Genomic DNA, 22,761 nt, shown 5'->3' on the forward strand with positions numbered 1-22,761 from the left:
GGCAATATTAGCTGGAAAATTCTTTAAAAATTGGCTGGAAGGGACGGGGAGGCTTGGGCCTCCGCCGTTTATTCCGGGTATTTGGCGGGGTTGGTCTTAGCCGGTAGCTCTAGCCGAAGTTTGCGCGGAATGCATGAAGGATATGGGTGCTTCTTCGGCATTTTCGAAAGTCACCATTTCCCAGGCGTCTTTGTCGTTCATTAGACTTAGCAACAACTTGTTGTTCAGCGCGTGGCCGGATTTGAAGCCTTGATATTCGCCGATCAGGCTGTAGCCCAGCAAATATAAGTCGCCGATGGCATCGAGGATTTTGTGTTTCACAAATTCGTCGGCATAACGCAGACCGTCTTCGTTCAATACTTTGTCGTCGTCCACCACGATGGCGTTATCCAGGCTGCCGCCCAGCGCCAGATTGTTTTCACGCAAAAACTCGATGTCCTTCATAAAACCGAAAGTGCGGGCCCGGCTGACTTCCTTCACAAACGTAGTCGAAGAAAAGTCCATCACAGCGGTTTTTAGATGTTCGGAAAACGCCGGATGTTCGAAATCGATGGTAAAGGTGACTTTAAAGCCATCGAACGGTTCGAACGCGGCCCATTTATCGCCGTCTTCCACGCGGATTGCCCGTTTGATGCGGATGTATTGCTTGGGGACATCCTGCTCGACCACGCCAGCCGATTGCAACAGAAACACAAATGGTCCGGCGCTGCCATCCATAATCGGTACTTCGGCGGCGCTGACATCGACAATCGCGTTGTCTATGCCCAAGCCGGCCAAAGCCGACAGCAAATGTTCGACGGTGGACACCTTAACGCCGTCGCGGACCAAAGTCGTGGACAGCTTGGTTTCGCCAACATTTTCTGGGCGCGCGGCTATCATCACCGGCGTTTCCAAATCCACGCGGCGAAAACGGATGCCGGTATCGGGCTCGGAGGGGTGCAGGGTCAGATAGACCTTATCGCCGGTATGCAAACCGACGCCGGTGGCTCTGATGGTGTTTTTTAAAGTACGCTGTTTAATCATGAAATGCCGACAAATAGGTAAAACAAAGTCGGGGAGTCTATCACAGATTATGCGATAGCTCCCCCCGAACTTGGCTCAGCTGCCTCATAGACGTGCCGCAAGCGACCCTTAGTCTGCTTGGCGTCTCAAGAAGGCCGGTACGTCCAAGTAATCCAGGTCCACATCGTTTCTAGGTTGCGCGCCAAAGCGAGATTCCCGAGCCGATTCCTGTTTTTGCTGGCGGACGATGGTCGGTTTGTCCAATTGATCGTAATTGATCTCGCCGGCCGCGACTTTTTTCACCAAGCTGATTGGCGAAGCGGCTTGCTTGGCTTTTTCGCCCATGCCGGTGGCGACGACGGTGACCTTAATTTCCTGACCCATGGCTGGATTGACCGCCATACCGATTTTCATGTCGGCGTCTTCGGAAGCGAATGCATGCATGATGCTGCCGATTTCGTCGAACTCGTTCAAGCCCAAGTCGCCGTTGGAGGTAACGTTCACCAAAATACCGCGTGCGCCTTGCAGATTGTTGTCGTCCAACAAAGGGCAGGCAATGGCTTTTTCTGCTGCCAAACGCGCGCGGTTTTCGCCGCTGGCGACGCCAGTACCCATGATCGCGCTGCCCATATTGGACATCACGGTTTTGACGTCGGCGAAGTCGACGTTCATCAGGCCTGGGTGAGTAATCAGCTCGGTAATACCTTGCACCGCATCGCGCAATACGTCGTTAGCCGCTCGGAACGCTTCCACCAGCGATTTATTGTTGCCCAAAGTCGGCAGCAATTTTTGGTTTGGAATGATGATCAATGAATCGACCAGTTTTTCCAGTTCGCGCAAGCCGGCATCGGCCACGCCTTTTTTCTTGGAACCTTCAAAATCAAAAGGTTTGGATACGACGGCTACGGTCAGTACGCCCAGTTCTTTGGCTACTTCGGCAAATACCGCGATAGCACCAGTACCGGTACCGCCGCCCATGCCGGCAGTCAGGAATACCATGTCGGCGCCAGCAATTACTTCGCGGATGCGGTCGCGATTTTCTTCCGCTGCGGCTCTGCCTACTTCAGGACGAGTGCCTGCTCCCAGGCCCTTGGTTAGTTCTACACCCAGTTGCACAATGGACTCTACGCTCATTTCCCGCAGGGCTTGGGCATCGGTGTTGGCACAGATAAATTGCACGCCGTCGATACCATCTTCCACCATGTGATTAACCGCGTTGCCACCACCACCACCGACGCCGATGACCTTGATAACCGCGGTGCCGCTACTATCCAATAATTCATATTTCATTTTCACACCCTCCAGACAAAAAATTAAAAATTTCCTTGAAACCAGCTCTTGATTTTTGATAACAGATCCGCGCCATCATCGTTCATGCCTAACGCCCGGCCGTGATGATCCTTGCCATACAGCAACAAACCCACCGCGGTCGAATAAATCGGGTTTTCCGCTACATCGGTCAAGCCGGATACATGCAGCGGTACACCCATGCGAACCGGCATATGGAATATTTCCTCCGCCAACTCGACCAATCCTCTTACTTGCGAACTGCCTCCGGTAATTACCATGCCGGCCGCAATTAAATCTTCATACCCACTTCTTCTTAACTCTGCTTGTACCAGCAGCATTAATTCTTCGTAACGCGGCTCGACAATTTCCGCCAGGTTTTGCGCGGAGATCTTGCGCGGCTCACGGTCGCCGATGCTGGGGACCGCGATGGTTTGTTGCGGATCGGCCAATTGCGTCAACGCGCAAGCGTATTGGCGTTTGATTTCCTCCGCGTTTTTGGTCGGCGTCCTCAGCGCCACGGCGATGTCGTTGGTGACTTGATCGCCGGCGATGGGAATCACCGCTGTATGCTTGATCGCACCTTCCGAGAAAATCGCAATATCGGTGGTGCCGCCGCCGATGTCGATCAGACACACCCCCAAGTCTTTCTCGTCGTCGGTCAAAACCGCCGCGCAGGAAGCCAGTTGTTCCAACACGATGTCATCCACATCCAGTCCGCATTTGCGGATGCATTTGACGATGTTCTGTTCGGCGCTGACACTGCTGGTGACCATGTGCACCTTGGCTTCCAAACGAATGCCGGACATGCCGATCGGCTCTTTGATGCCTTCCTGTTGGTCGATCACAAACTCCTGCGGCAGGATGTGCAGGATCTTCTGATCGGCCGGAATCGCCACCGCCCGCGCCGAATCGATTACTCTATCGATGTCGTGTTGGGTGACTTCCTTTTCCTTGATCGCCACTATGCCGTGTGAATTCAGGCTTTTGATATGGCTGCCGGCGATACCGGCAAACACCGATTTGATCTGGCAACCCGCCATTAATTCGGCTTCCTCAATCGCCCGTTGGATGGAATGCACGGTCGATTCCAGATTGACCACGATGCCTTTTTTCAGGCCCTTGGACGGTGCGGTGCCGATACCGATCACTTCGATTTCGTCGCCACCTCGGTATTCACCGACGATGGCAGCGACTTTCGACGTGCCTATATCCAGCCCCACTAATAAATTTCGATCTGTCTTTTTGGCCATTGTTTATGCTCGGTAAGCGTTTAAATCAGGTTTTTGTTTTTTTCCACGATTGCTTTCCAATCGATATTGGTGACTTCCGGTTTCCAGGTCACTGCAAAGCCGTTCGGGTATCGGGTATCCACGCTCGCTATCATGGCTAGCTGTTCCTCACCCAATAAATCCATGGTTCTTAGAAAGCGCTGCATATTTTCCAGCGGCGCCTTTCTGCCCAACTGCATTTCCATGCCGCTGGCTAACTTGATCCGCCAGGCTCGTCGTTCGTTGACGTGAAACTCGGCGAGCTGCATCGATTTATCCTTCAAGACGATGTAGACGCCTTTCATAATCTCCAACAGTTTCTTTTCCTGGCCGTCCGGGCCGGTAATCAGCGGTAAATTTTTAAATTCGTCGATATTGTCCGGTACCAGCAAATCGCCCTGTTTGTTCAGCAGTGCCGATTTGCCCCAGCGCACCACCGGCTTTTGCTCGGTAATTTTTATATGCACCGCATCCGGCCACACCCGCTTTACATCGACCTTATCTACCAAGGGCAGGGCTTTAATCGCTTGATGAATTGCATTCATGTCTGCCTGGTAATAGCCTTGTTTCATTTGCGGCGCCAACACTTCTTTCAGTCTGTCCTTGCTGGTGTATTGGAACGCGCCTTCAATCTTGACGTAGCGGATCGGCTTGCTGCTCAGCGCGCTGGCGCCGAATTGCTGCCAAGCCCACCAGCCGCCGCCGATCAACAGCGCGGTCATCAAGATCACACTAAACCGGCTCACCTGCACCTGCCATGCTGGTTTCCAAAATGCGCCAAACCAATTCTTCGAAACTAATCCCCACCGCCTTGGCCGCCATCGGCACTAGGCTGTGGTCGGTCATGCCGGGTACGGTATTCACTTCGATCAGTTGCGACCGGTCGTTAGCGTCGATAAATACATCGACACGCGCCCAGCCTTTCACGTCCAATGCCTGACAGGCTTGTACCGCCAAGGCTTGTAATTGTTGTTCGCGCTCCGCACTCAAGCCGCAGGGGCAGTGGTATTTCGTGGTGTTAGCTCGATACTTGGCATCGAAATCGTAAAAGGTATTCGGCGTTTCCAATCTGATTGCCGGCAGCGCTTCGCCGTCCAGCACGCCGACAGTGTATTCCTGACCCTGCACCCACTGCTCGGCATAAACGTCGCATAGATACTGCTTGGCCAATTGCAGTGCGGCGACCAGTTCGTCACGGTTGGTGGCTTTGCTCATGCCGATGCTGGACCCTTCCTGCGCTGGTTTAACGATCACCGGAAATCCCAGTTTGGCGATGCAGGCGTCAATATCGGTCTCGTTTTTCAGTATGAACCAAAGCGGCGTGCTCAAGCCCAGACCTTGCCAGCACAACTTGGTGCGTAATTTGTCCATACTCAATGCCGAAGCCATCACGCCGGAACCGGTATACGGCAAACCCATTACTTGCAAGACGGCCTGCAAGACACCGTCTTCACCGCCACGACCATGGATCACATTGAACACTCTGTCGGCTTTGACGCCTGCCAACGCATCGATTGGGCTAGCGGTGACGTCTATCGCGACCGCGTCAACGCCTTGCGCCTTCAGGGCCTGATACACTGCGTTGCCGCTGTTCAAGGATATTTCGCGCTCGGCGGCCGAACCGCCCAGCAGGACCGCGACTTTGCCGAAATCGGCGGCATTTTTGATGCGTAATGGCTTCATGCTTTATCACCTACCCGGCAGACTTCAGTTTGCAGACTGATGCCGAATTGCGTTTGTACTTGAGTTTGAATATGTTCGATCAAGGTCTCTATATCTTCAGAGCTGGCGTTGCCGCGATTCTCGATAAAATTGGCATGCTTTTCCGACACCACCGCGCCGCCTATTGCAAAGCCCTTCAGGCCGCAGGCTTCGATCAGGCGTGCCGCGTAATCGCCGGGCGGGTTCTTGAATACCGAGCCGCAAGTCGGTTTGTTGGTCGGTTGCGAGGCGTTGCGTTTTTCCAGCAAGGCTTTGATATGTTGCTGGCTGGCCTCGCTGTTGCCTTTGCTCAATTTCAGCTGAGCAGATAAAAACCATTCGTCGGCCAAACCTTTTACCGAACGGTAGGCCACTTCAAATTCGTGATGGTCGCGTTCGGTCACTGCGCCGCGCGGGTTGATCATTTCCACCCGTTCCACAATGCTCCAGGTTTCGCCGCCAAAGGCGCCGGCATTCATTTTCAATGCACCGCCCATCGTGCCGGGGATACCGGCTAAAAATTCGGCGCCGGTCAGGCCTAAATCCGCGCAAAAGCGGGCGACATGGGCGCAAGGTACGCCGGCTTCTACGTAAACTCGTTCGGAGTCGGCCAGATACATTTCTTTCAGACGGCCACGGGTGTTGATTACCGTGCCGCGAATGCCGCCGTCGCGCACCAATAAGTTACTACCTAAGCCCATCCAATACAGCGGCTCGCCAGCGGGTAGGCTGGCGATAAATTCGATCAGGTCGGCTTTGTTTTCCGGAATGTACAGGTGTTGGGCTGGACCGCCGACGCGCCAGCTGGTGTATTTCGCCAGCGGCTCGTTGTTTAATAAAGTGCCTCTGGTCACCATTACCTCAGGGCCTCAGCCAATTGTTGCGGCAATTCAGCAGCGATCTGGCCGACATTGCCGGCGCCCATGGTCAATACCACGTCGTCTTTTTCGACGATGCCGGCCAGAATGGTGGCCAAGTCTTCACGGTTTTGCACGAATACCGGATCAACTTGGCCGCGCACCCGAATTGAGCGGCTCAGCGCTTTGCCGTCGGCCCCGGTAATCGGTGTTTCGCCAGCCGAGTACACATCCAACAAAATCAATACATCGACGCTGGACAACACTTCGACGAAATCTTCAAACAGGTCGCGGGTGCGGGTGTAGCGATGCGGTTGAAACACGACGACTTTACGCCGGCTCGGCCAGGCTTGGCGCAAGGCTTCCAGCGTGGCGGCCAGTTCACGTGGATGGTGGCCGTAATCGTCGACCAATGTCAGCTTGCCGCCTTGGAAATCCACATCTCCGTTGATTTGAAAACGTCTGCCCACGCCTTTGAATTCGGCCAGACTTTTGACGATAGCGGCATCGTCTACCCCTAATGCGGTGGCGATAGTCGTGGCCGCCAAGGCGTTCAGCATGTTGTGCCAGCCGGGTAGATTTAGCGTGACTTTCAGCGGTGGTTGTCCGCCCCAACGCAACACGGTGAAATGCGTGCGCAAACCATCCTGTTTGATGTCGATGGCGCGCACATCCGCGTCTTCATTGACGCCGTAGGTTTTCACCGGTTTGGAAATGTTTGGCAAAATGGCGCAGACGCCGGGGTCGTCGCTGCATAAAACCGCCAAGCCATAGAAAGGTAATTGGTGCAGAAACTTGATGAAAGTATCCTTCAAACGGCTATAACTGCCGCCGTAGGTTTCCATGTGGTCTTGATCGATGTTGGTGACAATCGCCATCATCGGTTGCAAATACAAAAACGACGCATCGCTTTCGTCCGCTTCGGCGACCAGATATTTACCCAAGCCCAATTTAGCGTTGGCGCCAGCGCTGTTCAAGCGACCGCCGATTACAAAAGTGGGGTCCAGGCCGCCCTCTGCCAGCATCATGGTGGTGAGGCTGGTGGTGGTAGTCTTGCCGTGAGTACCGGCGACGGCGATGCCGAAACGAAAGCGCATCAATTCGGCCAGCATTTCCGCGCGCGGAATCACCGGAATGCGATTTTCGTAGGCGGTGACGATTTCCGGATTGGTTCTATCGACGGCGGTGGAAGTCACGACCACATCGACATCAATGACATTGTCGGCGTGGTGGCCAAAGTAGACCTTCACACCCATGGCCTGCAGGCGATCAGTAACCGCCGAGCCTTTAATATCCGACCCGGACACGGTGTAACCTAGATTGGAGAGAACTTCGGCGATGCCGCTCATGCCGGTGCCGCCGATACCGACAAAATGGATTTTGTCGATGTCGCCTAGCGCTTGGTTTTCGATGTTGGGGCGGTTCATACGGCGGCCTCCGCAACGCAAATATCGGCCACAGTCTGAGTGGCGGCGAGTCTGGCCTTGGCTTTGGCGGCCCGGCTCATGGATGTTAATGATGTCATGGCTTGTTCTATGGTTTTACGCAGATTGTCCGCGTTTAATTCGGGTTGCGGCAGCAACAATGCGGCACCGGCTTCTGTTAAATATTTGGCGTTGGCGGACTGGTGATCGTCGATGGCGTGCAGCAAGGGCACGAAAATCGCCGGCAAGCCGCAGGCCGCCACTTCACTGACCGTCATCGCACCGGCCCGACAAATAATCAAGTCGGCCCATTGGTAGGTGGCGGCCATATCCTCGATAAAGGCCAAGGCTTCGGCGTTCAGACCCAGTTTGCGGTAACGCTCGGCCACTTCAGTTTGCATGGCGCTGCCGGTCTGGTGTTTTACGTCAAGATTGCTCAATCCGGCCAAGGCCTCCGGCACAGTGTCGTTCAGGACTTTAGCGCCCTGGCTACCGCCCAAGGTCAGAATCCTTAAATTGCGTCCGGCTTGTGGATGCCATTCGGATTTTTCAGGCAGGTCAATGAACGCATCTCTCAACGGATTGCCGGTGCAGATGGCGTGTACCGACTTGGCGAAGCTATCCGGAAACGCTTCCAATACTTTGCTGGCAGCGAGTTTCACCAACAAACGGTTGGTGGTGCCCGGTATCCGGTTTTGTTCGTGTATCACCAGCGGGATGCCCAGCCATTTGGCCATCAATCCGCCCGGTCCGGCCACAAAACCGCCCATGCCCAATACCACGTTAGGTTGGCGTTGCTTCAGTATGCGTCGTGCTTGCAGGCAGGCTTGAATCAATTTAATACCGGCGCCCAGTTTGGACAGCAAGCCCTTGCCGCGCATACCGGCTACCGCCAGCCAGTCTATGTCGATATTGTTGGCGGGCACTACCCGGCTTTCCAAGCCTTTCTCGGTACCCAGCCAGCTGACTTGCCAGCCGCGTTCGCGCATCTCCTGCGCAACTGCCAGTGCCGGAAACACGTGTCCGCCGGTGCCGCCTGCCATGATGACGATGCGGCCGCTCATGCGTGTTTCCCCTTCACATTGCTTTTATTGTGTTCGGTGACTTCGTAATGAATCCTAAACAATACCGCCATCGCGCCGCACATGACGATCATACTGCCGCCGCCGTAGCTCATCAGCGGCAAGGTCAGGCCTTTGGTGGGCAGCATGCCCATATTCACGCCCATGTTGACGAAGGATTGGAAACCAAACCAAATGCCCAGGCCGTATGCCGCCAAGGCAGAAAATTTCAGGCCGGCTTGTTCGGCTTGTTCGCCAATCGCAAAGGCGCGGACCACCAAGGCGGCGAACAGGCCGATGATCAGCAGCACGCCGAGCAGGCCGAGTTCTTCACCGAGCACAGAAAACAGGAAATCGGTGTGCGCTTCCGGCAGATAAAACAGTTTTTGCAAGCCGTTCCCCAAGCCAACGCCGAAAAATTCGCCGCGACCGAAAGAAATCAAGGCCTGGGTTAGCTGAAAGCCGGTATCTCTGGCGTCGGCCCAGGGGTCCATAAAGCTGGTGACCCGCGCCAATCGATAGGGCGACTCAATGACCAATATCGTCGCCAAGCTAGCGACCAGGCCCAATAAGATAATGAACTGGGAAATACGGGCACCGCCCAGGAACATCATGCCCATGGCAATGATCAGAATGACCACTGCGGAGCCGAAGTCAGGCTCGAGCAATAACAGTACGCAAGCGACCGAAAACAGCATCAACGGTTTGACCAAGCCGAATGCGGAGCGGCGGACATGTTCCGAGTGGCGGGTGACGTAACCGGCCATGTAAATCACCGAGATGAATTTCACGACTTCCGATACCTGGATCCGCAAACCCAGAATGGATAGCCAGCGGATACTGCCGTTAACCCGGATGCCTACACCGGGAATCAATACCACCAATAACAAAGCCAGGCCGGCGATAAACAGGGTTTGGCCCATTCTTTCCCAGCTTTGCATCGGGATGTTCAAAATGATCGCGGAAAAGCCCAAGCCGAACGCAATATGTATCAATTGCTTGAACGGATAGTGCGAAATGTCATCGGCCATTTTGACGCCCAAATGCAGAGAGGACGAGGTGACCAGCATGAAACCGATGCCAAGCAGGCTGAAGCACGCCAACATCAACACCGGGTCGATGTGCAGGCGGTTTTGCGCGCGGGGCTTGGTGGTGGGTTTCAACATAAAGGCAGGCTCATCACTGCTTCGGCGAATTTGTTGCCGCGGTCAACATAGCTGCGGTATTGATCCAGGCTGGCGCAGGCCGGTGATAGCAGTACGCTGTCGCCTGCGCTGGCCAAACTGGCGGCGATGGTGACTGCTTCTTTCATATTGCCGGCGAAATGGACAGGCACACAGTTATTCAAAGCCTGTGCAATCAATGGTGCATCTTTGCCTATCAGCACCACGGCTTTGGTTTTTTCGGTGACGACCGGTACGAGTTCGCTCATGTCCGCGCCTTTGGTTTCGCCGCCGGCAATTAAAATCACTTTATGCTCGTAGCCGTTTAGGGCTGCGATACAGGCGCCGATGTTGGTGGCTTTGGAATCGTTAACCCAATTGATGCCGCCTTTTTCCGCGACTTTTTGCATGCGGTGCGGCAAGCCTTTGAATTGTCTGAGCGCATCGCACATTTTGGTGATGCTTAGGCCGGCAGCCGTGCCCAGAGCCAGCGCTGCCAACGCATTGGCGATGTTATGGCTACCTTCCAGGCGCAATTTGCTTGCCGCCATTAGGGCTTGTTCGCCTTGCATCAAAGTATCGGTTTCGCCGCGGCGCAGATAAAAGTCGGCTTGAGTTTGCGTGGAAAAAGTCAATGTTTGCCGGGCGGGATCGCGCATGGCCATGACCATCGGGTCGTCGGCATTCAAGATCATCACGCCGTCGCCCCGGAATACACGCTGCTTTTCCGCCGCATAGCCCGCCATGCCGTCATGGCGATCCAGATGATCCGGACTGACGTTTAATACGGTGGCGACTTTGGCGTTTAACGCTTTGGTGCGCTCCAGCTGGAAGCTGGAGAGTTCCAATACGTAAAGTTCGGCGTCTTGTTGCAGCAAATCCAGAGCCGGTGTGCCGAGGTTGCCGCCAATGGCAGTTTTGACGCCGGCGGCGTTAGCCATTTCGCCCAGCATGGTGGTAACGGTGCTTTTACCGTTGGAGCCGGTGATGGCGATAACAGGTTTATCAGTGGCGCAAGCGAATAAGTCGATGTCGCTGAGTACGGTAACGCCCGCCTGTACGGCTTTTTGGATGGCCGCTTCGTGTAAAGACACGCCAGGGCTGACCAGCAAGTGAGTGGCGACATCCAGCGCGGATTGGTCGAAACCGCCGGAAAACACCGGCACGTCCGGCATCTGTTCGCGTAGATTGTCGATCAGCGGCGGGTTTTTTCGGCTGTCAATCACCGCGAATTTAATCGGCGTCTTTTGCAAAAATTGCGCAGCTGAATAGCCGGTAGCGCCCAGACCTACGATCAATAGGCGAGCGCTATCCGGATTTAAGTTGAAATGGGTTTCCAGATTACTGAGTAGGGCGGTGGTGTTCATGCTTATCTCAGTTTCAACGTGGCCAGACCGATCAACACCAGGATGACCGAGATAATCCAGAATCGGACGATGATGCGCGGCTCCGGCCAACCTTTTAATTCGTAATGATGATGAATGGGGGCCATCAAAAACACCCGCTTTTTGCGGGTTTTGAAAGAGGCGACCTGGATGATCACCGAGATGGTTTCCATCACAAAAATGCCGCCCATGATCACCAAGACGATTTCCTGTCTAACCAGAACTGCGACGATACCCAGCGCAGCGCCCAGGGCCAGCGCGCCGACGTCGCCCATGAAAACCATGGCCGGATAGGTGTTAAACCACAAAAAGCCCAAGCCGGAACCGACCAGGGCCGCGCAAAATACCACCAGCTCGCCGGCTTTGGGGATGTGCGGGATAGCCAGATACTGCGAGAAATTAACGTGACCGGATAAATACGCAAAAATCGCCAAGGCGGCGGCGATCATCACGGTCGGCATGATGGCCAGGCCGTCCAGGCCGTCGGTCAGATTGACCGCGTTACTGGAGCCGACAATGACGAAATAGGTCAGCACTACGTAGCCCCAGCCGATGTCCACGGTGACGTTTTTGAAAAACGGCACGATAAACTGGGTTTCCGCGGCGACCTGGGCGGTGTTGTAAAGGTATAAGGCGGCGCTCAGCGCTACCAGCGATTGCCAGAAATATTTGGCGCGGGCGGACAGGCCGTCGCTATTGCCGAGCAGGACTTTTTTATAGTCGTCGATAAAACCAATTACACCGTGGGCTAGTGTCACCAACAACACCACCCAGACATAACGATTGCTGAGATCGGCGCAGAGTAGGGTGCTGATCGCTACCGCGAACAAAATCATCGCACCGCCCATGGTGGGTGTGCCTGATTTGGAAAAATGGCTTTGCGGACCGTCGTCGCGCACGCTTTGGCCGATTTTTTTTCGGGTCAATTTTTCGATCATGGCCGGGCCGACCATCAAGGAAATACTGAGTGCCGTCAGTACGCCCAAAATCGCGCGAAAGGTCAGGTAGTGCAGCACCCGGAAGCCGCTGTCGATATTGCTTAAATAATCCGCGAGTAAAAGTAACATTAGGCTGCTCTGAAATTGTTGACCATCGCCGCTACCACGTTTTCCATTTTCTGGGCGCGCGAGCCTTTAACCAATAGGGTTTCCTTCCCTGTGATGGCTGTCGTCAGTGTGTCTATTAATTGTTCCTGATCGTCGAAAAACTGGCCGCCGTCGCCAAAGGCTTCAACGGCATGTTTTGCCAATGCACCGGTGGCAAACAAACGCTTCACCGATTTTGCCTTGATTAATTCGCCCATTTCCCGGTGTATCGCCGGGCTGTCCGGGCCGAGTTCGCCGAAAGCGCCCAGGGCCACCCACGCTTCGCTGCCGCAATCGGTCAGTACGTCCAACGCGGCTCTCAAGGAGTTGGGGTTGGCGTTATAGGTATCGTCGATGACGATATTGCCCTTACGGCCCGATAAGGGTTGCATGCGGCCGGTAACCGGCTGGAGTTGTTCCAGGGCTTGTTTAATGTCTGATAGGCTGATCCCGAATTGCAGTGCAACTGCCGCTGCAGCCAAGGCGTTTTTCACATTGTGGGCGCCGGCCAGATGCAATCGGATTGGTAAAACGTCAGTCGCCGTTTTTAATTCGAAATAGGTGTTAAAGCCTTGGGAGTCTAAGGATGTGTCAATATTTAAAGCAGTAATGTCTGCCGCGGGGCTCAAGCCGAAGGATACGCTTCGATGGCTGCCGGCCACGGCTAGTAAGAAATCGTAAAAAGCGTCGTCGCGATTTAATACCGCCACGCCATTTTCACCGAGGCTTTTGAAGATTTCGCTTTTGGTTTCGGCGACGCCTTCAATACTGCCGAAACCTTCGATATGGGCGGCACCGATATTGGTGATGACGCTGACATCGGCTTGCGCATAGCGGCTGGTATAGGCAATTTCGCCGGGGTGATTGGCGCCCATTTCAATCACTGCGTAGCGATGGGAATCGTCCAGTTTCAGGAGCGTCAGCGGCACGCCGATGTCGTTGTTCAGATTGCCTTGAGTCGAAAGCGTGTGGCCTTGGGTGGCGAAAATCGCCGCAATCATCTCCTTAACAGTGGTTTTGCCGTTGCTGCCGGTGACGCCGGCTACTCTGACAGGTAATTGCTTGCGCCAAAAACCGGCCAGTTCCGCCAATGCCAAATGGGTATCGGTGACGATGAGTTGCGGCAACGCCGATGAGCAGGCCTGTTCGATTAACAGCGCTGCCGCGCCGGCTTGCTCAGCCTTATCGATAAAGCTGTGGCCGTCGAAATTCTTGCCTTTGATGGCGATATACAGCGCGCCGGGTGGTAAGGTGCGGGTATCGATACCCGTCGCGCTAATTTCTCTGTCTTCGCCTATCAGTTTGCCGTTGACGGCTTGGGCGATTTCGCTAAGTAGCAGTTTCATGGCTTGCTCCACGCCGCCAGTGCTTGCATGACGACAGCGCTATCGCTGAACGGCTGCTTCACGCCGCCGATTTCTTGGTAGTCCTCATGGCCCTTGCCGGCTATCACTACGCAATCGTCTGGGTCTGCTTGTCGTATCACTGTGTTTATGGCCGTGGTTCTATCGTTAATTACCGTTATTTTTTGGCTTTGGCAGCCGCTCAAAATGTCTTTAATAATTGCTGCTGGTACTTCACCGCGCGGATTGTCGTCGGTGACGATAACTTGATCCGCCCAGGTTTCGGCAATCCGGCCCATCTGCGGGCGCTTGCCCTTGTCACGGTCGCCGCCGCAGCCAAACACGACTCTTAACCGGTTTGCGCCTTTGACGGCTTTCAGCACTTTTTCCAGTGCGTCCGGGCTATGCGCATAATCCACAAATATCGTAGGCTTGCCGTGGCCGCCGAATTTTTCCATGCGGCCGGCAATGGCACTTAATTTGGCCAACTGCGCGACGGCGGCTTCGAATTTGCTGCCGGTCGCCAGTAGTACACAAAGCACCGCCAGCACGTTATCCAGGTTAAAGCCACCAACCAGCGATGTTGTAGCCCGGCACTTTTGCTCACGCCAGACGACATCGAATTCAATGCCGCCAGCGCTGTGTTTTACTTGTTCGGCGCTTACGGCTTCCTTAGCAATACCGCGTCGGCCGGTCGCGCTGAAAGTCCAACTCTCAACGGCGTTCGGTACGCTTTGCAAAACCTCGGCGCTGCTCGGATCGTCGAGATTGACCACCGCAAATTGCAGCCCCGGTGTCTTGAACAACGCCAGTTTGGCTTGCAGGTATTCCGCCATGCTGCCGTGATAATCCAGGTGGTCCCGGCTCAAATTGGTAAATACCGCGCCTTTAAATCTGACCCCGTTAACCCGGCCCTGGTGCAAGCCGTGCGAGGAAACTTCCATGGCCGCGTTACGCTTATCTTGCTTTACAAACTCACTCAGCATCTGCTGCACCGTCAGTGCATCGGGTGTGGTATTGGCGGTTGGCTGCAAGTTGCCAACATCGCCCCAGCCCAATGTGCCTATTACGCCGCACGCGGGCAAAGCCTGCGCGATTAATTGGCTGCAGGTGGTCTTGCCGTTGGTGCCGGTCACGCCGATCACATCCAATAATTGCGATGGATTACCGTAAAATCTTGCAGCAATCTCGCCCAGCTTTTGGGGCAAGTCGGTTATCGGCAAACTTGGTACTTTCAACTTATCAACATTGGCGCCGATTGGGTCGTAAAGCACTACTATCGCACCGTTGGTAATGGCCTGTTCCGCATGTGCGATGCCATGCTGAATTGCGCCGTTCAGTGCAATAAAAGCCTCCCCAGTCTTTATGTTTCTGCTATCCAAACACAAGCCGCTAATCTCCAAATCCGGTGGCGATACTGTCAGTCCGTTTAGCAATTCGGCCAGTTTCATTGTTTGCTCAACAACAAATGCATGTTGTCCATGCCGTCAGGCTCAACGCCGTAAACTCTTAGAGCACCCGCCATCACTTTAGAGAATGCCGGAGCCGCCACCAGGCCGCCGTAATACTGGCCGGTGGTGGGTTCGTCGACCACAATTGCGATAATGAAGCGCGGATTGCTGGCCGGCGCCATGCCCACAAATACCGATAAATATTTGTCTTCGCTGTAACCGCCGGCGCCGGCCTTTTTCACGGTACCGGTTTTACCCGCTACCCGATAACCCTCGACTCTGGCCTGATACGCAGTGCCCTCTTTGCTGATCACGTGTTCCAGCATTTCCCGAACCTTTCTAGCGGTTTCGGGTTTGAAAATCCGTTGGGCGTCAGGATCTTCGTCGCGCTTCAGTAAAGCCACGGAATGAATGATGCCGTCGTCCGCCAAAGCGGTATAGGCTCTGGCCAATTGTAAAATCGAGGTGGAAACCCCGTAACCAAACGATAAAATCGCCTGGTCGAATTCATGCCAGCCTTGATAATCCAGTAAGGAGCCGCTAGCTTCTCCCGGAAAACCGACGCCGGCGGAGGTGCCAAAGCCTAACCGGCTATATACGCCCCAAAAATACTCCGGTGGCATGGTCATCGCGATTTGCGTGACCGCGATATTGCTGGATTTTTGCAGCACGTGGGTCAAATCCATCGTGCCGTAGTTATGCACATCCTTAACCACGTTGCGGCCCAAGTGATATACACCATGGGTTTCTATCATTACGTTGGGCTTGATATAGCCGCCATCCAGTGCCGCCGCCACCACAAAGGGTTTGACCGTCGAGCCCGGTTCAAAACTGTCCACCATGGCCCGGTTGCGGTAGCGGTTACTGCTCAATTCTTTGCGATTATTGGGATTGAAAGCCGGTTGGCTGACAGTCGCTAATACATCGCCGTTTTTGGCATCCAGCACCACCAGCGATGCCGAATGCGCTTTGTTCTGAATCATTGCATTCTGTAATTCCCGGTAAGCCAGGTATTGCAGACGCTCGTCGATAGTCAACACCAGGTCGCGGCCCGGGATGGCTTCTTCAATATTTTCCACGTCCTTGATGATCTGACCTTTGCCGTCCTTAATCACGCGCTTTTTGCCGGGCTGGCCGCGCAGAATGTGCTCGTAGCCGTGCTCTATGCCTTCCTGGCCGATGTCGTCGATATTGGTAAAGCCCAATAAATGCCCTGATACCGCACCGGCCGGGTAGTAACGCTTAAACTCCCGTTCGAAGTACACACCGGTAATTTCCAGGGCTTTGACTTTTTCGGCTATATCCGGGTTAATCTGTCTGCGCAAATAGACGAAACGCTTGTTGGCGTCTTTTTCCTTTTTCAAGAGGGCTCGAAGTTCCTTTTCCGGAAAGCCAAGGATCTTTGCCATCGGTGTCAATTTGTCCTGTTCGGCATCTCGCAGTTGCCGCGGGTTGACCCAAATTGACTGCACCGGAGTGCTGATCGCCAGCGGTTCGCCGTTCCTATCCTTAATCTGCCCGCGATAAGCCGAAACCGACACCACGCCGACGTGCTGCATATCGCCTTTGTCCTGCAGGAATTCTTTATCGAGAATTTGCAGGTATACCGCGCGGCCCACCAAGGCCAACATGGCCAACAACATCACCGAAAGCAGCAATCTGCGCCGGATCACAAAATCTGTATTTTGGCGCGGTATCGTGCCCGCACCGGTGGCAATTCGCATTTACGGCTTTATATAAATAATTTTGTCTTGGGCCGGCAAAGTCAGCATCAGCCGTGTCCTTGCTTCGATTTCAACCCGGTTTTCTTCGGTGAGCGTCGTCAATTCCAGTTGTAGCCGACCCCATTCCACTTCGTAGTCGTCGAGCTCTTTTTCTTTTTTCTGAATGTCGATAAACAGCAGTCGCGATTGGTATTTGCTGTAAATCACGGCAATTCCGGAGATCATCAGCATCGCCACCAGCAATGTCAGCAGGATATTTCTTGCAATCGCCATTAACGTTTCTCCGCAACTCGCATTACCGCGCTACGTGCGCGTGGGTTTTGTTGCAATTCCTGTTGTTGTGCCCGTATCGACTTTCCTATTTTGCGTAACTGGCCTTGTTCGATGTCCTGCTCTTTAATCGGCAGCTTGCCGGGATTGGTTTTCGGGCCGGCTTGGTCGCGAATGAAGCGTTTGACGATGCGGTCTTCCAATGAATGGAAGGCGATCACCACTAAACGTCCGCCCGGTGCCAATACGTTCGCTGCTTGTTTCAATCCGGTTTTAATCTGCTCGAGTTCTTGATTAATCTCTATCCTGATTGCCTGGAAGCTGCGAGTTGCAGGATGTTTGTGCTTGTCGCGAAACGGCACGCTATTTTCGATCAATTTTGCCAATTGCAGAGTGGTCTGCAGCGGCTGCTGTTGGCGTTGGCTGACAACAGCGTTGGCAATTCGTCTGGCAAAGCGCTCTTCGCCATATTCAAACAGCACGCGAACCAATTCTTTTTCCTCGACTCGTGCCAAATAATCCGCCGCCGATAGACCGTGATTGCTATCCATACGCATGTCTAAAGGACCATCGCGTAAAAAACTGAACCCGCGTTCCGCATTGTCCAGTTGCGGGGACGATACGCCCAAATCCATCAGAATGCCGTCGACTTTGCCGGTATAGCCTTGCTGTTCAATGACGGCGCTCAGATCGGCAAAGCTGGCGTGATGTAAACTAAAACGGCTGTCTTCCGAAAGGCGTTTGGCTTCGTCGCTCGCGATGGCGTCCATGTCTCTGTCAAGCGCCAGTAATCTGCCGGAGCTATTCAGTAACTTCAGAATGCCGCTGCTATGTCCTCCGCGTCCGAAAGTGCAGTCCAGATAAATACCTTCCGGTTTTATGTTGAGCTGCTCTAAGGCCTCTTCATACAAAACCGTCTGATGGGCGGGCATCTCCGTCAAAACGACAGCGAGCCAAGTTCTTCAAGGCCCTCTGTGTCGTTACCGTCCATCCATTCCTGTTCTTTGGCCTTCCAGGCCGCTTCGTTCCAGATTTCAAACTTATTCAGCTGACCAACCAGCATGATATGTTTTTCCATGCCGGCAAACTCTCTGAGGGTTTCCGGCAGCAGCAGGCGGCCTTGGCTGTCCATTTCGCATTCCGAGGCGTTACCGATCACAAAACGCCGCAGTTTGCCGGCCATTTTGTTTAGAGTCGGCAATTTGCTGATGGTTTGTTCGAGCTTTTCCCATTCCGGTAACGGGTATAACCATAGGCAGCCCGGCTCGCCGACGCATTTGTCGTCAACGGCAACAGTCACAACCATTTGGCGGTCGCAGGATTCCTGTAACTCCTCCCGATAGCGGGTAGGAATTGCAATGCGCCCTTTCGCATCCAAACTGATTGAACTTATGCCTCGAAACAAGATGAACCTCAAAATTCCAAAAAAATCCATTTCTAACCACTTTACATCACTTTTGCACCACTATAGTTTTCAAAGGGGGCTTAGTCAAGAGGCATTTAAATTAAATTCTTTCTTTTTCTACAAGGACTTACGCAGGGTTGAGGTGTGTTGGGTGCTAGGGGTAAGGGTTTTGGGTAAAAATGATTTTTATCAAAAAGTTAATGATGGTTTTTGATGTGGATTGCAGTTATTAAGTGCTAATTCTCACTTTTTTGAAGGCGATTTGTTGTAGTGAGCAGATTGAATCGCTTGGCGCGAGACTGGCTTTGCTTGGTAAAAGTTTGGTGGTCACTGGGGTTTGGGTAGTGGCCATCGAGCCATTGGGCTCAATATCGTTGAATAGTAAGGCAAAGCTTACAAACTTTCCGGCTTTTGATCGCGTGTCAGCAGGTTTTGGACGGCTTGTTTAGGCGGGAGATGTTCGAATAACACCTTATAGACTTGTTCGGTAATTGGCATTTCGACGCCGTATTTTTGCGATAGGCGGTGCGCTTCTCGGGCGGCCGATACGCCTTCGACTTCCTGATTGATTTCGCTTAAAGCGTATTTTTGGTCTTTGCCTTGGCCTAATGCCAAGCCAAAGCGGCGGTTTCTGGATTGATTGTCGGTACAAGTCAAAATCAGGTCGCCGAGTCCGGCTAGCCCCATGAAGGTGTCGGCTTGGCCGCCAAGTTTGATGCCGAGGCGCATGATTTCGGTTAGGCCGCGAGTGATCAGTGCGGCTCGGGTATTGGCGCCAAAGCCAAGGCCGTCGGCTATGCCCGCCGCGATTGCCAGAACATTTTTGCAGGCTCCGCCTACCTGAACGCCAATTATATCGTTGCTGGTGTAGATCCTAAAACGTTGGTTGTGCAATCGTTCGCTGAGTTGGGCGGCGAAGCTTTCTGAGGTAGAGGCAATGGTGAGTGCGGTTGGCAGGTCGGCGGCTACTTCTTGAGCAAACGTAGGGCCGGAGAGTGCGGCGCTTTCGATATTCGCGCCCAGCACTTGTGCCGCTACCTCGCTTAACAAGGCGCCATCTTGGCAATCGAAACCCTTGGTGGCCCAGGCAATCCGCGAGCTTGCGCTGAGCATGGGTTTGATTTGCGCCAATGAGTCCCTAAAGGCGTGGCTGGGGACTGAAATAAGCAATACCGAGCTGAAAGCCACTGCTTCCTCAAGATTGTCGGTGAATTGCAGGTTTTCTGGAAAATGTACGCCCGGTAAATACCGTTTATTTTCGCCGGTTTGCTTTAGTGCGGCTATATGTCTGGGATTATGGCCCCACAAAAGGGTATCGCAGCCATTTCTGGCTGCCTGTACCGCTAAAGCGGTCCCCCATGAGCCGGCGCCAAGAATACTGATTGATGGTGGCATCCCGCTTAATTTAGCGTTTTTGCTTCAGGTTCCTGTTCAGCTTGTGCTTGTTGCAGGTGCTGCATATACAATGCGTCGAAATTGACCGGCGCCAAGATTAACTGAGGAAAGCCGCCTTTATTGACAAGATCGGAAATTACTTCTCTCGCATACGGGAACAAGACGTTGGGGCAAAAGCTGCCTAACATTGGGCCCATTTCTTGTTCGGTGAAGCCGGCTATCGAAAAAATCCCAGATTGATTTACTTCAACTAAATAGGCAGTGCTGTCGGCTATTTTTACGGTGACAGTTAATGTCAGGGATACTTCGTACATCGAGTTTTCGATGGGTTGAACGTGTGTGCCGAGATTAAGATCCAGCGCGGGCTCCCATTTTTGGGTGAATATCTTTGGAGCGTTGGGGGTCTCAAAAGAAATGTCTTTGGTATAAATCTTTTGAATCGCGAATTGCTTTTCGCTGGATGTGTTGATTTCGGCCATGATGATTATTTGTTGGGTTTGGTTGATTAATCTTTAGTTTTTACTGCTGACTTTGATGGGGAGTTTGTTGTCTTCCCAGGATTGCATGCCCCCAGTCATATTAAATACATTATCAAATCCGGCTTTGGTGAGCGTTTTGCAAGCGGCTACGGAGCGGGCGCCAGTCTGGCAGGTAACGATCATGGGATGATTTTTATGCTTTTCCAAAGAGCCAATTTGTTCTTCTAATTTGCCTAAGGGGATATTGATCGCATTTTCGATGTGGCTTTTGACGAATTCGTTGGTTTCCCGGACGTCGAGCACAACGACATCGTCGCTGTTCATTTTGGTTACGGCTATCAGTGGAGAAATGCTTTCGTACTTATTGAATGAGTTCGCGAGCAAGTCCTGGATTAGTAAGAAAATAACGCATACCAGCGAGAATGCTAGCAAATAGTGATTGGTGGCAAATTCTATATATTGGTCCATCGCGGTGGTTTATTTTAGTGGTTATGGAATGCTGTTTACGTGCCGCAAAAAACGCTGCGCATCATTTGAATCAGATGTATTACGCGCTCATCGTCGATAAAGTAGTAAACCCGATTGGCTTCTTTTTTGTAATCGAGAATGCCTTTGTCTCGCAGGATTGCCAGGTGCTGGGAAATATTGCTTTGACTCGTACCTACTTGCTCAACGATGTCTTGTACGCTGATCGAATTATTACCGAGCACACACAGGATTTTTAGGCGCAACGGATGAGACATCGCTTTCAAACAGCGCGCAGCCCGATTAATATCGTTGTCGTCGTAGTGGATGGTATCGTTTTTGTCTTCCATTTATTAACGATGATCGTGGCTAAGGTTAAGAACAGTGAGCGAACAATGGTACTTTTCGAACTATGACGACATCCTTGTGCTGGTATAATGTCGCTATGGTGCAAGTGGGTTTAATTGCTTGCGCTAACGCAATAAAAGGTGAGCAAATCTAACAGAGTGGGCTTTATTGTTCAATACCCTCGGCTAGAGGCTTAGGAAAATAGCTCGGGGCTGCGCGGGTGGACTCGCTTTTTGATGAGGCCAAATTTTATCTTCATTAACGCCTACACATTTAATGTTTGGAGTCTGTAACAAATGGCCCGCCAATCAAAACTGTTACTGTTGCTACCCGTGGAAATGACTGGACGGTCATTGTTGGTTGCCTAGTCGATGCGTGTCGGCAGCTATTTTTTGCTCACTTGGGTTGCGATTGTCTGGGCTTTGCCCGCTAAGAGCGATTCCGTAAAAGCCCGCAGTTTGGCAGAGGTGCAATCGCAAATTCAGCAAGTTGGCTATGACGTGAAAAGCCTGGGAGCTGAAAAGTCTCGATTGTTAGAGCAGTTGCAAAAACTGGAGCGGCAATACGGGGAGCTTGCAAATAGTCTGCGCGGCATCAAAGCCGAAATCAGGCAGCAAGAGCAGGCATTGCAGGAAGTGCGTAATAAAAGCGTTGCCACCCAAAAAGACATGCGTAGCCAGGAGAAGGAGCTTGAGGGGCTGATCAAGTCGGTTTATGCGATGGGCGGCGATAAAGAAGGCTTGAAGGTTATTCTCAATCAGCATAATCCGGCGGTATCAAGCCGAATGTTGGTTTACTACGATTACATTAGTAAGGCCCGCTTACAAAAGCTGCAGGCGATGGCTGAGGATTTCAAGGTTTTGCGGCAGTTGGAAGCACAAAAAGACACGGAAACTCAGCTGTTGCAAGTGTCTCTCGAGAAGAAACAGCAAGAAACCGAGGCGATGCAGGCGCTGAAAAAACAGCGAGAAACATTGCTTGCCGACATTCAGCAAGACTATGCATCGAAAAGTGTTCAGCTGGCTGGGTTGATGCATGACGAGAAAAAATTGCAGGCCTTGGTAGCATCATTACAGAAAACTGATGATAATGAAGCTCATGAGCCCGCGGTTGAGCCGGAGCGCGTGCTTGAGAAACGCGAAAAGCCTGCCGAACAACCCGAACCGCCTAAAAAATCCGAAGCCAACCCGGTTCGCGAGCCGGTGGGTCTATCTTTTGCCGAGTTGCAAGGAAAGCTGCCTTGGCCGGTGCAAGGTGCGATAACTGATCGTTTCGGCAGTCGCCGCTACGAGACAACCTGGGACGGTGTGGTGATTAGCGCTCGTGAAGGTGCCGATATTCATGCGGTTAATGCCGGGAGAGTTGTTTACGCCGATTGGTTGCGGGGTTATGGTTTGATGATCATTGTCGATCATGGTAAAGGGTATATGAGTTTGTATGCATTCAATCAAAGTTTGCATAAAAGCGTGGGAGAGCATGTTAGAGCCGGCGAGACACTGGCTTCGGTTGGACGTAGCGGTGGGCGTGCGGATGCGGCGTTGTACTTCGGCATCAGGAAAAAAGGTCGGCCCATTGATCCCGAGCAATGGTGCCGTAAGCCGGCCAAGGGTTAATCATTTACAGGAACAGGTTGTTGGAGTTTTAA

The 22,761-nt window shown here is 52.9% G+C and carries 22 protein-coding genes; 1 reads left to right on the forward strand and 21 read right to left on the reverse strand.

Features of this window, described 5'->3' with window-relative positions; genetic code table 11:
• Positions 1 to 96: 96 nt before the first annotated feature.
• From lpxC to METH11B_RS0116625, 21 genes are all read right to left on the reverse strand, one after another.
• Positions 97 to 1,023: a UDP-3-O-acyl-N-acetylglucosamine deacetylase gene (gene lpxC / locus METH11B_RS0116525; protein ID WP_026602972.1), complete on the reverse strand. Its 927-nt coding sequence runs from the start codon at positions 1,021 to 1,023 to the stop codon at positions 97 to 99.
• Between the two features lie 108 nt (positions 1,024 to 1,131).
• On the reverse strand, positions 1,132 to 2,292 hold the full coding sequence (gene ftsZ, locus METH11B_RS0116530) for a cell division protein FtsZ (RefSeq protein WP_020483770.1): 1,161 nt from the start codon (positions 2,290 to 2,292) through the stop codon (positions 1,132 to 1,134).
• A 23-nt stretch (positions 2,293 to 2,315) separates the two neighbouring features.
• Positions 2,316 to 3,542, reverse strand: coding sequence for a cell division protein FtsA (gene ftsA / locus METH11B_RS0116535; protein ID WP_020483769.1), 1,227 nt, complete (start codon positions 3,540 to 3,542; stop codon positions 2,316 to 2,318).
• Positions 3,543 to 3,562: 20 nt separating this feature from the next.
• A complete protein-coding gene (locus METH11B_RS0116540; RefSeq protein WP_026602973.1) occupies positions 3,563 to 4,306 on the reverse strand; it encodes a cell division protein FtsQ/DivIB in 744 nt (247 codons plus the stop codon).
• Positions 4,293 to 5,243 (reverse strand): D-alanine--D-alanine ligase, encoded by a 951-nt coding sequence (locus tag METH11B_RS0116545; RefSeq protein ID WP_026602974.1) that lies wholly within the window; start codon positions 5,241 to 5,243, stop codon positions 4,293 to 4,295. The genes METH11B_RS0116540 and METH11B_RS0116545 overlap by 14 nt, the downstream gene beginning before the upstream one ends.
• Entirely contained in the window at positions 5,240 to 6,118 is an 879-nt protein-coding gene (gene murB / locus METH11B_RS0116550; protein ID WP_026602975.1) for a UDP-N-acetylmuramate dehydrogenase, read from the reverse strand. The genes METH11B_RS0116545 and murB overlap by 4 nt, the downstream gene beginning before the upstream one ends.
• On the reverse strand, positions 6,118 to 7,545 hold the full coding sequence (gene murC, locus METH11B_RS0116555; RefSeq protein WP_026602976.1) for a UDP-N-acetylmuramate--L-alanine ligase: 1,428 nt from the start codon (positions 7,543 to 7,545) through the stop codon (positions 6,118 to 6,120). Before murC ends, murB begins: the two co-directional genes overlap by 1 nt.
• The gene (gene murG / locus METH11B_RS0116560) at positions 7,542 to 8,606 is read right to left on the reverse strand and encodes an undecaprenyldiphospho-muramoylpentapeptide beta-N-acetylglucosaminyltransferase (RefSeq protein ID WP_026602977.1); all 1,065 of its coding nucleotides are present in this window, start codon (positions 8,604 to 8,606) and stop codon (positions 7,542 to 7,544) included. The genes murC and murG overlap by 4 nt, the downstream gene beginning before the upstream one ends.
• Positions 8,603 to 9,769, reverse strand: a complete 1,167-nt coding sequence (gene ftsW / locus METH11B_RS0116565; RefSeq protein ID WP_026602978.1) for a putative lipid II flippase FtsW — start codon at positions 9,767 to 9,769, stop codon at positions 8,603 to 8,605. The genes murG and ftsW overlap by 4 nt, the downstream gene beginning before the upstream one ends.
• The gene (gene murD / locus METH11B_RS0116570) at positions 9,763 to 11,133 is read right to left on the reverse strand and encodes a UDP-N-acetylmuramoyl-L-alanine--D-glutamate ligase (protein WP_026602979.1); all 1,371 of its coding nucleotides are present in this window, start codon (positions 11,131 to 11,133) and stop codon (positions 9,763 to 9,765) included. The genes ftsW and murD overlap by 7 nt, the downstream gene beginning before the upstream one ends.
• A gap of 2 nt (positions 11,134 to 11,135) precedes the next feature.
• Positions 11,136 to 12,218: a phospho-N-acetylmuramoyl-pentapeptide-transferase gene (gene mraY / locus METH11B_RS0116575; protein ID WP_026602980.1), complete on the reverse strand. Its 1,083-nt coding sequence runs from the start codon at positions 12,216 to 12,218 to the stop codon at positions 11,136 to 11,138.
• Positions 12,218 to 13,582, reverse strand: a complete 1,365-nt coding sequence (locus tag METH11B_RS0116580; protein ID WP_026602981.1) for a UDP-N-acetylmuramoyl-tripeptide--D-alanyl-D-alanine ligase — start codon at positions 13,580 to 13,582, stop codon at positions 12,218 to 12,220. The genes mraY and METH11B_RS0116580 overlap by 1 nt, the downstream gene beginning before the upstream one ends.
• The gene (locus METH11B_RS0116585) at positions 13,579 to 15,030 is read right to left on the reverse strand and encodes a UDP-N-acetylmuramoyl-L-alanyl-D-glutamate--2,6-diaminopimelate ligase (RefSeq protein ID WP_026602982.1); all 1,452 of its coding nucleotides are present in this window, start codon (positions 15,028 to 15,030) and stop codon (positions 13,579 to 13,581) included. The genes METH11B_RS0116580 and METH11B_RS0116585 overlap by 4 nt, the downstream gene beginning before the upstream one ends.
• On the reverse strand, positions 15,027 to 16,754 hold the full coding sequence (locus METH11B_RS0116590) for a peptidoglycan D,D-transpeptidase FtsI family protein (protein WP_020483758.1): 1,728 nt from the start codon (positions 16,752 to 16,754) through the stop codon (positions 15,027 to 15,029). The genes METH11B_RS0116585 and METH11B_RS0116590 overlap by 4 nt, the downstream gene beginning before the upstream one ends.
• Positions 16,755 to 17,027 (reverse strand): cell division protein FtsL, encoded by a 273-nt coding sequence (ftsL, locus tag METH11B_RS0116595; RefSeq protein ID WP_020483757.1) that lies wholly within the window; start codon positions 17,025 to 17,027, stop codon positions 16,755 to 16,757. It lies immediately after the preceding gene.
• Positions 17,027 to 17,956, reverse strand: coding sequence for a 16S rRNA (cytosine(1402)-N(4))-methyltransferase RsmH (gene rsmH, locus METH11B_RS0116600; protein ID WP_026602983.1), 930 nt, complete (start codon positions 17,954 to 17,956; stop codon positions 17,027 to 17,029). Before rsmH ends, ftsL begins: the two co-directional genes overlap by 1 nt.
• Before the next feature lie 5 nt (positions 17,957 to 17,961).
• A complete protein-coding gene (gene mraZ, locus METH11B_RS0116605) occupies positions 17,962 to 18,429 on the reverse strand; it encodes a division/cell wall cluster transcriptional repressor MraZ (protein WP_026147052.1) in 468 nt (155 codons plus the stop codon).
• A gap of 393 nt (positions 18,430 to 18,822) precedes the next feature.
• Positions 18,823 to 19,824: an NAD(P)H-dependent glycerol-3-phosphate dehydrogenase gene (gene gpsA / locus METH11B_RS0116610; protein WP_026602985.1), complete on the reverse strand. Its 1,002-nt coding sequence runs from the start codon at positions 19,822 to 19,824 to the stop codon at positions 18,823 to 18,825.
• Positions 19,825 to 19,829: 5 nt separating this feature from the next.
• Positions 19,830 to 20,303, reverse strand: a complete 474-nt coding sequence (secB, locus tag METH11B_RS0116615) for a protein-export chaperone SecB (protein ID WP_020483753.1) — start codon at positions 20,301 to 20,303, stop codon at positions 19,830 to 19,832.
• 33 nt (positions 20,304 to 20,336) lie between these two features.
• A complete protein-coding gene (locus METH11B_RS0116620; RefSeq protein WP_331280416.1) occupies positions 20,337 to 20,627 on the reverse strand; it encodes a rhodanese-like domain-containing protein in 291 nt (96 codons plus the stop codon).
• A 179-nt stretch (positions 20,628 to 20,806) separates the two neighbouring features.
• Positions 20,807 to 21,118: an ArsR/SmtB family transcription factor gene (locus METH11B_RS0116625; RefSeq protein WP_020483751.1), complete on the reverse strand. Its 312-nt coding sequence runs from the start codon at positions 21,116 to 21,118 to the stop codon at positions 20,807 to 20,809.
• Positions 21,119 to 21,487: 369 nt separating this feature from the next.
• Between METH11B_RS0116625 and METH11B_RS0116630 the strand changes: the two genes are divergently transcribed.
• Positions 21,488 to 22,729 carry a murein hydrolase activator EnvC family protein gene (locus tag METH11B_RS0116630; RefSeq protein ID WP_026602987.1) on the forward strand — a complete coding sequence of 414 codons (1,242 nt, stop codon included), beginning with the start codon at positions 21,488 to 21,490 and terminating at the stop codon, positions 22,727 to 22,729.
• Positions 22,730 to 22,761: the final 32 nt, after the last annotated feature.

This window comes from Methylomonas sp. 11b, from assembly GCF_000515215.1.
GTDB lineage: Bacteria > Pseudomonadota > Gammaproteobacteria > Methylococcales > Methylomonadaceae > Methylomonas.